The sequence below is a fragment of the Ilumatobacter coccineus YM16-304 genome (assembly GCF_000348785.1).
Classification (GTDB): Bacteria; Actinomycetota; Acidimicrobiia; order Acidimicrobiales; family Ilumatobacteraceae; genus Ilumatobacter_A; species Ilumatobacter_A coccineus.
Window position 1 is genome coordinate 1,408,902 of the sequence record NC_020520.1, and the last position, 15,867, is coordinate 1,424,768.

Annotated in this window: 1 protein-coding gene; it reads left to right on the top strand. The window is 68.9% G+C overall.

The features are described from left to right. Window positions 1-143 precede the first annotated feature (143 nt). Window positions 144-15,824, top strand: coding sequence for a DUF7933 domain-containing protein (locus YM304_RS24620; protein ID WP_154723337.1), 15,681 nt, complete (start codon window positions 144-146; stop codon window positions 15,822-15,824). Window positions 15,825-15,867 lie beyond the last annotated feature (43 nt).

The window sequence follows — 15,867 nt, forward strand, 5'->3', positions numbered from 1 at the left end:
GGTGCGAGATCGATCACGAGCTCCAGGGTAGCACCAGGTTCGGTTTCCGCCGCGACCTTTCATGTCACCGGAGCGTCATGTCTGGGTGAAGGAACGCAGAATGACGACGGATCGGGTCACGGAGCGTGGAATACTCGTCACTGATGATGTCTGAACGTCGCGCCCGTCATCGTCTCGGCCGGGTGGCCGGGGCGTTCCTGCTCACGTTGACGATGCTGCAGGTGGGGGTCGATGGCGGGTTCAGAGGAAGTGACGCCGACGCGGCGTTGATCCAGAGCTTCACCCCGCCGGCGTACACGACCAACACGACGGGTGCGATCGACATCATCGGCAACGGGCTGATGACCTGTGGCACCAGCACCAACTGCATCAACACCCTCAACGGTACGCGCAACAGCGGCAACGGATCGTTCACCATGATCGACCTCGACGCCGACGACGGTGTGCTCACCGCAGCGCAGTCCGGACAGACCACGAACTCGTCGATGGCCGTCTACGCGCCCCCGGCCGGCAGCACCGTGCTCTACGCCAGTCTCCACTGGAGTGCGAACTCCAACAGTTCGGCGCGCAACCGGCTCAGTCTGTTGCCACCCGGTGCGACGAATTATCAGACGATCACGGGCACCGTGGCCAACCTCGGCAGCCTGTACCAGACCTCGGCCGACATCACCTCGATCGTGCAAGCGGCCGGACCGGGCGACTACTGGGCCGGCAACATCCAGCGAACGCAGGGCGGTGGACAGTACGCCGGCTGGTCGATGGTCGTCGTCTACGAGAACGGTGGGTTGCCGGTGCGCAACCTCACCGTGTTCGACGGCTTCGGGCGTGTCACCAGTCAGACCAACGACAACGTGCTCGACGTGCCGATCAGCGGGTTCCTCACGCCGCCGCTCGGTGCCGTCAACGCCGAGATCGGCATCGTCGCGTACGAAGGCGACCGCAACATCACCGGCGACCAGGTGCTCATCGACACCAACCCCGGCCCGGTCACCACGTTCGCCAACCTGACCGACGCGTCGAACCCGACGACGAACTTCGGCAACGGCACCATCACCGATGCCGGCATTCCCACCGCCACCGGCCTCCCGGTCGACGTCAACAACCTCAACGTCGACATCGACGAGTTCGCCACGGTCAACACCCTCGCGAATTCGCAGACCGACACGACCATCCGCTTCCAGACGGTCGGCGACTGGTGGTACCCCGGTGTGCTCACCACCGCGATCGACCTGTTCGTCCCACAGTTCCCCGAGGTCAACAAGACGGTCGTCGACCTCAACGGCGGCGACGCGGTGCCGGGCGACGTGCTCGAGTACGACGTCGTGTTCGAGAACACCGGCAACGACTTCGCCGACAACAGCGTCGTCAGCGATGTCATACCGGCCGGCACCACCTACGTGCCCGGCTCGATCCAGATCGGTGGCGTGGCCAAGTCCGACACGCCGGGCAACGACGAAGCCGAGTTCACCGGCTCCGAGGTCGTCGCCCGCGTCGGAACCGGCGCCACTCCGCTCTTCGGTGGAACGATCGCTCCGGGCGACTCGGTCGAGGTCTCGTTCCAGGTCACGATCGACGACGCCGCATCGGGGACCACGATCGAGAACGTGGCGACGCTCGACTATCGGGCTCGCACGATCGGGCAGGACTTCCAGTTCGACAGCAACCAGGTCGACACGCCGGTGCCGCCGCGGGCGCGGCTCAGCGTGACGAAGTCGGGGTCACCCGACCCCGTCGTCGCCGGTGAGAACGTCACCTGGACGATCGAGGTGGCCAACGCGGGCCCGAACACGGCCACCGGCGTCACCCTCGACGACGTGCTCGTCGGGAACACGTTCGTCTCGGTCAGCGGCGCGACCTGCGCCGGGGCGAGCGCAGGCGACACCACGCTCGGTTGCACACTCGCCGACATCCCGGCGGGCTCGAGCAGCACGGTCACGCTCGTGGCTGCGACCGACCCGGCGCTCGCTCCCGGTTCGAGCGCGTCCGACACCGTCACGGTCGACGCCGCGCAGGACGACGACGATCTCAGCGACAACTCGGCGTCGGCACAGGTCGCCATCGACACCGAAGCCGACCTCACGATCGTCAAGGCCGACGTCGCCGACCCGGTCGCAGCTGGTGCAACCGTCGACTACACGTTGACGGTCACGAACGCCGGCCCGTCCGATGCCGCCGACGTCGTGATCTCCGACCAGACCGACGGCCAGTTCGCGGTCACCTCGGTGTCGTTGGCCGGGGGCGTTGCCGGCACCTGCTCGGTCGCCACGCGATCGTGTGCACTCGACGACCCGCTCGCTCCCGGCGACTCGGTCACGATGAACGTGTCGGCCACCGTCGACGGTGACGCCTCCGCCACGATCGAGAACCGCGGCACGGTCACCTCGTCGACCACCGACCCGACCCCCGGCGACAACACCGACCTCGAAACGACCACCGTCACCCCGGTCGCCGACGTCTCGGTGGTCAAGACGACCGTCGACGCGCCGGTCGTCGCCGGTGAACAGGTGACCTACAGCATCGTCGTGTCGAACGCCGGGCCGTCGGCAGCCGCAAACGTCACGTTGTCCGACCCGCTCCCGGCCGGCCTCAGCTTCGTCAGTGCCGCCACCACCCAGGGGGCGTGTCCCGGTACCGGGCCGGTCACCTGCAACTTCGGGTCGATCGGCGCCGGCGGCTCCGTCACGGTGACCGTCGTCGCCGACGTGGCCGACACCGCGACCGGTGCAGCACTCGCCAACACCGCAACGGTTGCGAGCCCGACCGACACGACGCCTGGCAACAACGAGAGCACCGCCAACGACACCGTGCTCAACTCGGCCGACCTCCGCCTCAACAAGGAGATCGACGAGTCGACGCTGGCGGCAGGCGCGGCGTACACGTACACGCTCACGACCATCAACGACGGCCCGTCCGAGACCAGCGGCACGGTCACCGTCACCGACACGATCCCGGTGGTCCTCGGCACACCGACTGCAGCAGCAGGCAGCGGTTGGACGTGCAACATCTCCGGGCAGGACGTCACCTGCACCCGCACCACGCCGATCCCGGTCGGCGGGACCGCGCCGCTCACGATCTCCGGTACAGCGCCGGCCGGCTCGCCTCCCGGACTCGCGGTCAACGATGCGTCGGTCTCGTACCCGACCGACCCCGACCCGGCGAACAACGACGCCGACGCCACCACCGAACTCGCACTCGAAGCCGACGTGCGCATCGACAAGGAGTGGACCACCGCCACGGCGACAGCCGGCGGCCCAGCGACCTTCACCCTCGTCGTCACCAACTCCGGCCCGTCGATCGCACCCGACGTCAGCATCACCGACGTCCTGCCGGGCGGGATGACCGTGACGGACGCATCCGGCACCGGGGTCTCCTGCAACCCACCGGGCACCGGTTCGGTGTCGTGTTCCGCCGATCTTCCGATGGCCCCCGGCGCCTCGCTCACGATCACCGTCGACGTCGACGTGCCCGCCGATCTCGCTGCGGGGCAACTCAACAACACCGCGACCGTGGCGAGCACCGCCAACGACCGCAACCCGTCGAACAACACCGACGTCGATGGCATCGACATCGTCCGTCTCGCCGACCTCGGGGTCACCAAGGTCGCCACCGACACGTCGCCGGTTGCCGGCGAGAGCGTCGAGTTCACCGTGGTCGTCACCAACGACGGTCCCTCGACCGCCAACGCCACGTTCGTCGGCGACGCGCTGCCGGTCGGCATGACGTTGAGCACGTTCCCGAGCCCGCTGTGTTCCGACAACGCCGGGTCGCTCTCGTGCGACCTGGGGGTCGTGCAGCCGGGCGCCGCGAACGCTGTCACCATCGTCTACACCGCCGTGATCGACCCGAGCGTCGCCGACGGCACTCCGCTGACCAACACGGCGACCGCCTCGTCGCCCGACCCCGACCCCACGCCGGCGACCGTCGACGAAGTCGTCACGGTGGCCGCCGAGGCCGACCTGATCGTCACGAAGACGGCGTCGGCCGATCCGGCCACGCCCGGCGGCACCCTCACCTACACGATCACGGTCGACAACGACGGGCCGTCCGACGCTCAGGGCGTCACGATTGCCGACCCGCCGCCTGTCGGGTTCACCCCGACCTCGGCGGCCTCGACGATCGGCTCCTGCGACCTCACCGTCGACTGCACGATCGGCACGCTCGAAGCCGGCGCCACCGCGGTCATCACGATCACCGGCGACGTGGCCTCCGGCATCACGGGCAACCTCACCAACACCACCGGCGCCGTCGCGTCGACCACCACGTTGATCAACACTGGCGACGACGTCGGCACGGTCACCGTCGCCACCGCGCCCGCTGCCGACCTGCAGATCTCGAAGTCGGCGAGCCCCACGACGATCGCCGCAGGTGGCGGCAACGTCACCTTCGTGGTCGCCGTGTCGAACAACGGGCCCTCCGATGCGATGTCGACGGTGGTCACCGACTCGCTGCCCGCCGGCTTCGTCGTCGACTCGGTCACGCCGAGCCAGGGTTCGTGCTCGTCCGACACGAGTTGTGAGCTCGGCACCGTCGTGGCGGGTGCCGCCCCGGCCACCATCACCTATGTCGGTTACTTCCCGAGCACCGCCGCGGCGGGCACGGTCACGAACGAAGCGACCGTGACCTCGCCGACCGATCCGGGCGGGCCGAGTGTCGCCACCGCCGACGTCGCGATCACCACGTCGGCCGACGTGTCGGTGGCCAAGTCCGGACCCGTCACCGTCAATGCGGGTGACGCGGTGCAGTACAACATCGCCGTCCAGAACGCCGGCCCGTCGGTCGCCGAAGCGGTGACGCTCACCGACGTGCTCGACGCAGCACAACTCGACGCCGCCAACGCCACGGTCACGCCGTCGCCGGCCTGTGCCAACAACAGCGGCACGATCGACTGCTCCTTCGGCGATCTCCCCGTCGGTGCGTTGATCACCGTCGTCGTCCAGGTCGACGCCCTGCCCGACGCGACGGTCGGCGCGGCCGCCTTGTCGAACACCGCCACGATCGACTCCGCCACCGCCGACCCGACTCCGGCCAACGACACGTCGTCGGCATCGACCGACGTGACTCGTGAGAGCGACGTCGCAGTGGTCAAATCCGGACCCACCGGCTTCGTCGCCGGCGAGACCGGCACGTACACCCTCTCGATCACCAACAACGGTCCGTCAGATGCCGTCGCCACCGACGTCGACGACGTCGCCCCCGCCGGGGTGACGTTCGGAGCGGTCGCAGGCACCGCCGGCTGCGTCGCACTGCCGTGCTCGATCGCGTCGATCGCGGCGGGTGACACCGTCACGGTCACGATCGACGCGACCGTCGGCGCCGACAGCGACATCGCGTCGATCGAGAACACCGCAACGGTCTCGAACGCCGACGACAAGACCCCGGGCAACGACTCCTCGACGATCACCACGCCGGTCACCCGTGACGCCGACATGCGGATCGTGTCGAAGGACTCGGCTCCCGACCCGGTGTCGGCCGGAGCGACGATCACCTACACGATCGTCGTGGCCAACGACGGCCCCTCCACCGCCCGCAACGCCGAGTTGACCGACACCGTTCCGGTCAACACCACGCTGGTGCCGAGTTCGCTGCCGCTCGGATGTTCGTTCACCGGCGTCGCCGCCGGCGAGACCATCACCTGCGATCTCGGACTCATGACCGCGGGACAGAACGAGACGATCTCGTTCGACGTCATCGTCGACCCGGCCACCCCCGATGGCACCGTCATCGAGAACACGGCGACGGCGGGAAGCGACACGCCCGACGGCACGCCGGGCAACGACAGCAACCCGCCCGAGACGACGCTGGTCGCCGTGGTCGCCGACGTCGGCATCACCAAGACGGCCGATCTCGCCACCGCCGTGCCCGGTGAGCCGCTGACCTACACGCTCACCGTCGTCAACGCCGGCCCGTCGTCGGCGTCCACCGTCGTGATCGACGACGACATCTCCTCCATCTTCGAGCCCGGGTCCGTGTCGACCGCGCTCGTGGGTGCACCCGGCGGCGTGGCCTGTGATGCCACCGTCAACTGCACGCTCGCCGACTTCCCGGTGGGCACCTTCGACGTCGAGATCACCGGCACCGTCCTCGCCGACGCCACCGCCGACCTCGCCAACTCGGCCACCATCAGCACCACGTCGAACCAGGGCGCCGACGTGCTGGGCAACAGCGACGACCTCGACACGCCGGTCGCCCCGTCGGCCGACCTCTCGATCGCCAAGTCGGCCAGCCCCGACCCGGTCGAGCCCGGCGAGCCGATCACGTACACGATCACCGTCAGCAACGCCGGACCGTCCGACGCCGTCAACGTCGAGGTCACCGATCTCGTCCCGGCCGAACTCACGATCGACGAAGTGCGCCCGCTCGCGCAGTGCAACCAGGCGACGGCGGTGTGCCTCGTCCCGGCCATCGCTGCCGGTGGCAGCGCCACGATCGAGATCGACGGCACGGTTGCCACGTCCGCTGTCGACACGATCGAGAACACGGCGACCATCACCGCCACCGACACCCCCGACCCCGTCGCCGGCAACGACTCGACGACGATCGAGACCGACGTCGTCCCCGAAGCCGACATCCAGGTCACCAAGACCACCATCACCGACCCGGTCGTCGCCGGCACGACCGTGCGCTACGCCGTCGTGATCGTCAACAACGGCCCGGCCCCCGCCGAGAACGTCGACGTCGTCGACCTCCTTCCGGCCAACGCCACGTTCGTCAACGCGAGCACTCCGGTCGGCACCTGCACCAAGACCGGACCGGCACTCGGCGGCACGCTCACCTGTGAACTGGGCACGCTCGGCGCGACCACCAGCATCCAGATCGACGTCGACGTCATCGTCGAGCCCGACGCCTCGGGCACCCTCGACAACTCGGTCACGGCCACGAGCACGACCGATGATCCCGACGCCACGAACAACGACGCCACCAATCCGAACGGCGCCACCTCCGACCCGATGGTCACCGCCCCCGACCTGCGCGTGCAGAAGTCGCTCGTCTCGGCCGATCCGGCCGATCCCGATCTCGTCGCCGGTGAACCGTTCGAGTACCTGATCGAGATCTTCAACGACGGCCCGTCGACGGCAGTCGCCGACATCACACTCGCCGACACGCTGCCACCCGAGGTGAGCGATGCCGTGCCCGCCGAAGTCACCCCGCGCGTCGTGACGCTGAGCGGCATCGCGAATCCGGCCGACTGCACCTACGACGACGCCACGAACCAGATCGACTGCACCTTCTCCGACGATCTGGCCGTGGGTGACTCGATCCAACTCACGGTGAGCGGGTTCATCCGCACCGATGCGCTGATCGGCGTCGCCGACAACACCGCCACGGTCACGACCACCGACGCCGATCCGAACCCGGCCAACAGCTCGGGCACTGCCGAGGCCACGCTCGTCACCAACGCCGACCTGCAGGTCGCGAAGTCGTTCGCCGACTCCAGCGTCATCGCCGGGCAAGACACCACGTTCACGATCTCGGTCACCAACAACGGCCCGTCCGACGCCGCCGACGTCGAGTTGACCGACGCACTCCCGGCGGGCTTCACCGTGCTCTCGTTGGCGAACGCCACCGGAGGTCTGTGCTCCAACACCGCAACCACCGTGACCTGTTCGAACACCTCGCTGCCGGTGGGCGCCACCATCTCGGTCGACGTCACCGCCCTCGTCGACGCGAGCCAACCGGCGAACCCCGTCAACAACACCGCCGGCGTCACGTCGACCACCGATGATCGCAACCCGTCGAACAACACCTCCACCGACGGGATCACGGTGACCCGGCTCGCCGACCTCACGATCGCCAAGACCTCGTCGTCGCCGACGGTCGTCGCCGGCAACCAGATCACCTACACCCTCACCGTCGGCAACACCGGCCCATCGTCGGCCGAAGCCACCGTCGTCGGTGACCCGCTCGACCCCGCGCTCACCATCGTCGAGCCGTCGATCACCACCACCCAGGGCACCTGTACGGCGCCCGGCAACGTGCTCACGTGCGACCTCGGCGAGATCCTGCCCGGCGCCGCTCCGGTGCAGATCGAGTACACGGTCACCTTCGACCCGGCGATCGTCGACGGAACCACGATCAACAACGCAGCGCAGGCCGATTCGATCACCCCGCTCACCGGCGGCCCGGCCACCGCCGACACCGACGTCGACGTCGTCCGCACCGCCGACGTCGAGCTGGTGTCGAAGACGGTCACCCCCGACCCGGTCATTGCCGGTGAAACGGTCGAATACACCATCACCGCACGCAACAACGGCCCGTCGATCTCGACGAACACCACGGTGATCGACGAGCTCCCGGCCGGGCTGACCCTCGAGGCGCCGTTGCCCGCCGGATGCAGCGACGTGGCCGGTGACCTGTCGTGTGACCTCGGCACGCTGACCGTCGGCCAGGTCGAGACCATCACGTTCACCGCGCGAGTCGATGCCGACGAACCCGACGGATCGGCGATCACCAACGATGCGTCGATCAGCGCAACCGAGCCCGACCCGAACGCCGGCAACGACACGGCGTCGGTGCCGGTCACCGTCGACACGGTCGCCGCCCTCTCCATCACCAAGGTCGCTGGCCCCGACCCGGCGGTGCCGGGCGAGTCGCTGACGTACACGATCACCGTCACCAACGACGGACCATCCGACGCCGCCTCCGTCGTCGTCGACGACACGACGCTCTCGATGTTCCAGGCCGGCACCATCTCGTCCTCGGCGAGCCAGGGGAACTGCGACCTCACCGTGTCGTGTGCCGTCGGCACGGTCGCACCGGGTGCCGCCAACGCGGTGACCGTCACCATCACCGGCACGGTGGCCGCCGATCTCACCACCGACATCTCCAACACGGCTGGCGTGACCTCGCCGACCGACCCGACACCCGACGAGGTCACGATCATCACGCCGGTCGCTCCGGTCACCGACCTCTCGATCACCAAGACGCTCGACACCAGCCCGCTCGTTCCCGGCGGCCCGGTGCAGTACACGATCACCGTCACCAACCCGGGGCCGTCCGACGCCCAGTCGGTCGCCGTCGTCGACTCGATCGACCCTGCGGTCACCGGCCTCCTGGTCGATCAGGCGCAGTGTCAGTTCACCGGGCAAGACCTCGCCTGTGCCGTCGGCACGTTGCCGCCCGGCGACTTCGTCATCGTCGTCACCGGCGTGCTCGACGAAGGGTTCACCGGCGACCTGGCCAACTCCGCAACGGTCACCACGACGACCGATCAGGGTGCGAACACCAGCCCCGACACGGCATCGGTCGACGAGACGGCTGCTCCCGACGCCGACCTCGTCCTGACCAAGACCGCCGCTCCCGACCCCGTCATCGCCGGTGAACTCGTCACCTACACGATCACCGTGCGCAACGACGGGCCGTCGACCGCGATCGGCGTGCAGGTCGACGACGCATTGCCGGCCGGGCTCACCGTCGACGACGTCAGCTCGTCGCAGGGCGGTTGCACCAGCCTCCCGTGCGACCTCGGCGACCTGGTCGACGGCGCGTCCGCGACCGTCACCGTCGTGGCGCAGGTCGACGCGGACGTGACCGATCTCGCCCCGAACAGTGCGACCACCTCGTCGACCACACCCGACTCCGACCTCTCGAACAACAACGACACCGCAGATCCGGTCGTCGACACGCTCGCCCGCCTGAGCACCACGAAAGAACTCTCCACTCCGACCGCTGTGCCCGGCACCCGAGTGTCGTGGACCATCACGGTCGACAACGACGGACCCTCCGACGCGCTCGACGTGTCGGTGGCCGACACCGTGCCGGCAGTACTCACCGGCGTCACCGTCACATCGTCGCAAGGGGCCTGTTCGGCGTTCGACTGCCTACTCGGCACCGTCGAACCCGGCGGCTCCGCCACCATCACGATCGAGGGCGACCTGCCCGCCGACACGCCGGCCGGAACGCTCGACAACGTCGCGGTCACCACCTCGACGACGCCCGACGACGACCTCACCAACGACACCGGCACGGCCTCGAACCCGATCGTGCCGTCGGCCGACGTCAGCATCGAGAAGGTCGGCCCCACCTCTGACCTCGTGCCGGGTCAGCCCGCCACGTTCGTCGTGACCGTCACCAACGACGGACCGTCCGATGCGCAGAACGTCGAGTTCACCGACACGGTGCCCGCCTCGATCGACCCGGCCACGATCACCACCAACGTCACCAGCGGCGCCGCCACCTGTGATCCGGTGGCCGGCAGCCTCGTCACCTGCCGGCAAGCGACGCTGCTCGACGGCGACTCCTACGTCGTCGAGATCACCGGCACCGTGCTCGCCGACGTCACCGACGCCTCGGTCGACAACACCGCCGTGGTCACCTCCGACACGCCCGACCCGGACGGGTCGGACAACTCCTCGACCTCGACCACCGACGTCACCGCGTCGGCCGACCTCAGCGTGACGAAGGCGCTCACGACCGGGTTCACCGAACCGATCGACCCGAGCGCTCCGATCAGCTACACGATCACCGTGGCCAACGCCGGCCCGTCCGACGCCCAGAACGTGGTGGTCGGCGACACGCTGCCCACCGAGATCACGCTCACTGCGATCTCGACCGCCGTGGTCGGCGCCACCTGCGACCAGGGTGCGGTCACCTGCACGTTCCCGACCGTCGCGGCCGGAACCTCCGTCGAGGTCACCGTCACCGGCACGGTCAGCGACCGGGCGCTCGGCTCGTTCGACAACGTCGCCACGGTTGCGAGCGACACCACCGACCCCGACCCATCCGACAACACGGTCACCGAGACCACCGACGTCACCCCGTTCGCCGACCTCGGCGTCGCCAAGACGCTGCTCACGCCGGCCGCCGACGTGGTCGCCGGACAGCAGGTGCGCTACCAGCTGGTCGTCACCAACGACGGCCCCGCGCCCGCCACGCTCGTCGAGGTGCTCGACACCCTGCCGGCAGGCACCGTGTTCGTGTCGACCTCCACGCCCGTCGGCGCGTGCGTCCACGACGGCTCGGCCACCGGCGGCGTCGTCGACTGCGACCTCGGCACCCTGCCCGACCAGGCATCGGTGACGATCACGATCGACATCGACATCGTCGACGACACGTCTGGTCAACTCGCCAACTCGGCCTCGGTCAGCAGCCCGATCACCGACCCGGTCGCCGCCAACGACACCAGCTCCACGAGCGACACGATCCGGATCGTCCCCGACCTCCAGATCACCAAGACGCTCGTGCAGAGTGAACTCGTCGCCGGTGATCCGTTCACGTACCAGATCGTCGTGAAGAACAACGGCCCGTCCGACGCACTCGCACAGATCGACATCGACGACGTGCTGCCGCCACAGGTCGACCAAGCGCTGCCGATCACGGCCGACTACGTCATCTCGTCGGGTGGCAGCGGGTCGTGCGCGGTCACGCCGGGGGCGCCGAGCGCGACCGTCGACTGTGACATCACCGACGACCTCGCCGTGGGCGAGACGATCACCGTCACCGTCGCCGGCACCGTCGACTCGGGAGCCGCTGCATTCGATGACAACACGGCCACCGTCGCCACCGGCGACGAAGACCCCGACCTCGCCAACAACAGCGCCACGGCCGAGAGCGACCTCGCGACCAACGCCGACCTGTCGCTCGTCAAGGTGTTCGACGACGATTCGGTCGTCGCCGGCGACGACACCGTGTTCGACCTGATCGTCAGCAACGCCGGTCCGTCCGATGCGCTCGCCGTCAGCGTCACCGACGTGCTGCCGGCCGGATTCGAGATCGTGTCGGCGGTCAGCGCCGACGGCACGTGCGTCACCTCCACCACCAACGCCGCCGACGACACGACCACCTGCACCATGGGCACGATCGCCAACGGGGCGTCGGTCACCATCACCGTGACCGCAGACGTCGACCCGTCGCTCGGCGCCGGCCCGGTCACCAACACGGCCACGGTCACCTCGTCGACCCCCGACCGCAACCCGTCGAGCAACACCGCCACCGACCAGATCGCCGTCGAACGCTTCGCCACGCTCGACCTGGACAAGGTCGTCGTGTCGCCCACGCCGCCCGCCGACGTGGTCGCCGGTGAGGAGATCGACTACGAGATCACCGTCGACAACGCCGGCCCGTCCTCGGCCGAGGGTTCGGTCGTCGGCGACGCCCTCCCGGCCGGGGTGACGATCGACGTCGCCTCCATCACGGCGAGCCAGGGTTCGTGCACCACGCCGGGCGGCATCCTCACCTGCTCGTTCGGTGAGATCCTCCCCGGCGACGACGCCACCGTCACGTACACGGTCACCGTCGACGCCGGCTTCACCGGCACAACGGTCACGAACAACGCGTCGGCCGACTCGCCCACGCCGAACAACGGTCCGGTCACCGACAGCGAAACCGTCGGGGTCGACACCGAAGCCGACCTCGAACTGGTGTCGAAGATCGCCGACCCGACCACCGCAGTGGCAGGCTCCGACCTCGAGTACTCGATCCTCGTCCGCAACAACGGCCCGTCGGTGGCTCGTGACGTGCTGGTGTCCGACGACATCCCCACCGGCCTCACCGTCTTGGTGGCCTCCCTGCCCACCGGGTGCACGTTGGCTTCCGGCGACGTCGAGTGCGAACTCGGCGACCTGGCGCCCACCGCCGAGCGGACCATCACGTTCACCGTCACCGTCGACGCCGATCAACTCGGGCCGATCAACAACACGGCTGAGGTCTCGAGCAACACGCCCGAACCGGCGGTCGACCCGAGTCCGAACACCAACGGCGTCGTGACCCCGGTCGACACGTCGGCCGACCTCTCGGTCGTCAAGACGGCCGACCCGTCACCCGCCGTGCCCGGCCAACCGATCACCTACACCATCGTCGTCACCAACGCCGGCCCGTCGGTCGCCCGTGCCGTCGAACTGACCGACGACGACGCGCCGAGCATCCTCACCGGCGCGTCGGGAACGTGGGTCAACGGCGCGGCCAGTGGCTCCTGCGACGCCACGATCAACTGCGCCATCGGCGATCTCCCCGTCGGTACGGCGACCATCACCATCACCGGAACCGTGCCCGCCGATCAGACCACGACGCTCGTCAACTCGGCGACCGTCAGCACGACCACCGACGACCCCGACGCCACCAACGACACCGGCAGCGCCTTCACGCCGGTTGCCCCCGAGGCCGACATCACGGTCACCAAGGTGATCGACACGACCCCGCTCGTCCCCGGTGAGCCGATGCAGTTCACGATCACCGTCACCAACAACGGGCCGTCCGACGCAGCGAACGTCCTGGTCAGCGACAACATCGACGCGTCGATGACCGGGTTGGCGACCACCGCACCCGACTGCTCGATCAGCGGCCAACTGCTCGGTTGCTCGATCGACACACTGGCTCCCGGTGCGGGCAACGCGGTGTCGATCGTGGTCACCGGCGACCTGGCCTCGTCGTACACGGGCTCGTTCAGCAACGTCGTCAACGTGTCGACGTCGACGTCGCAAGGCCCCGACGCCGCTCCGAACACCGCCACCGCAACCGCCCCGGCCGAGCCCGACGCCGACCTGTCGAGCACCAAGGACGCGACGCCCGACCCGGTCATCGCCGGCGAGGTGGTCACGTACCTGATCACGGTCTCCAACGCAGGCCCGTCCGACGCGACCGGCGTGGTGGTCACCGACACGCTGCCCGCCGGCCTCACCGCCGTCAACGTGTTCTCGTCGCAGGGCGCGTGTTCGTCGCTTCCGTGCTCGCTGAACACGATCCCCGACGGCGGGTCGGCCACGGTCACCGTCGAGGCGCTCGTCGGCTCCGACCTGCTCGCCGTCGGCACCAACACCGCCGACGTCACCGCCGACACGCCCGACAGCACGCCCGGCAACAACGAATCGACGGAGGACGTCGCGCTCGACACGCTCGCCCGTCTGACCACCGTGAAGGAACTCTCGACGCCGACCGCGGTGCCCGGTGGGCCGCTGCGCTGGACGATCACCGTCACCAACGCCGGCCCGTCCGACGCCCGAGACGTGTCGGTCGCCGACACGGTCCCGGCAGCCGTCACCAACACCACGATCTCGTCGAGCCAGGGTGGTTGCACCGCCTTCTCCTGTCTCCTCGGGACGATCCCGGCAGGCGGGTCGGCCACGATCACGATCGACGCCGACCTCCCGGCCGACGTGACCGCCACGTCGATCTCGAACACGGCCACGACGACCTCGTCGACGCCCGACGACGACAACACCGACGACTCGTCCACCGCGACGAACCCGATCGCCCCGGCGGCCGATGTGCGCATCACCAAGGTCGGGCCGACCAGTGACGTCGTGGCCGGCACCGCCGTGTCGTGGACGCTCATCGTGGTCAACGACGGGCCGTCCGATGCTGCCGACGTCATCGTCACCGACGACCTCCCGGCGGCGCTCGATCCGGCGTCGATCGTCATCGGCGACGGGGGAGCGACGTGCACCCTCACCGGGCTGTCGCTCTCGTGCGACCTGAGCACCATGGCCGACGGCGCCACCGCGACGATCACGATCGACGGCACGCTGCGCACCGACTTCACCGGTGCGTCCCTCGACAACGTCGCCACCGTCGCCTCGAGCACGGCCGACCCCGACACCTCGAACAACTCCGACTCGGCCACCAACGACAACGCCCCGCTCGCCGACATCGTCGTCACCGGAACGGTCACCCCGACGAGCGTTCCGGCCGGGACCACGACCGGGTACGAGTTCGAGATCGTCAACAACGGTCCGTCCGACGCCGCCGACACCGTCGTCACCATCCCGATCCCGGCGTCGATGACCATCGTCGGCACCCCGACCGTGGTCGGGTTCCCGGGGGCGACCGTCACGGTCGTCGACGGCGTCATCACCGTCGACATCGGTGACCTTCCGCCGGGCACGCCGGTCACGATCACCTTCGACGGCGACGTCTCGATCGACCAGCCGGCCGGGCCGCTCCCGATCACCGCCACGGGCTCCACGGCCACCACGCAGAACGACACGAGCAACGACGCCGCAACGCTGTCGATCGACGTGATCAACGACGTCGACCTCTCGATCGTCAAGGAGGCGAGCGCCCAGGTCGTCGCATTCGGCGACGAGGTCACCTTCACGATCACGGTCACCAACGACGGTCGCACCCCGGCGATCGGCGCCACCGTCACCGACGACCTGCCCGCCGGCCTCGAAGCCACCGCGGCGTCGAGCACCGACGGTTCGTGCACAGTGTCGGCCGATGGATCGCAGGTGGTGTGTGAACCGCTGACGGTCGCGGCCGACGGCGGCACCGTCACGATCACGATCGTCGCCGACGCCACCGGCGACGGAACGGTCACGAACACGGCGACGCTCGAGTGCGAGTGCATCGTCGCCACCATCACCAGCGACCCTGCCGTGGTCGACGTCGACCGTCACGCCGACCTGGGCGTGACCAAGACCGTGTTCCGGGCCATCACCAAGCCGGGCTTCGCCGTGACCTACACGATCACCGTCACCAACGACGGCCCCGACACGGCGATCGGAACCGTGTTGCGAGAGCAACTGCCCAACGGGCTCCGCTACGTCTCGTCGTCGCCGTCGGTCGGCACCTACGACCCGGGCACCGGTGTGTGGAACATCGGTGACCTCGCCGACGGTGCCACCGCCACGATGGATCTCCGGGTCGTCGTGCTGGTCGAGGGCAACTTCATCAACGAGGTCACGGTGAGCTCCGACATCGAAGACCGCAGCCCCGACAACAACTCGGCCGAGGCAGTGCTGCTCGCGATCTCACCCGATCTGCCCCTCACGGGCACCTCCACCATCGAGCGGATCGTCCCGATCTCGATCGGAGCGCTCGTCGTCGGACTCGCTCTGCTGCTGGGTTCCCGTCGTCGCAGCCGTGGTGACGGTACGCTTGGCGCCACATGACACATGACAATTCCCGACGGGGAGCGCCCCGCCGTCGACGTAC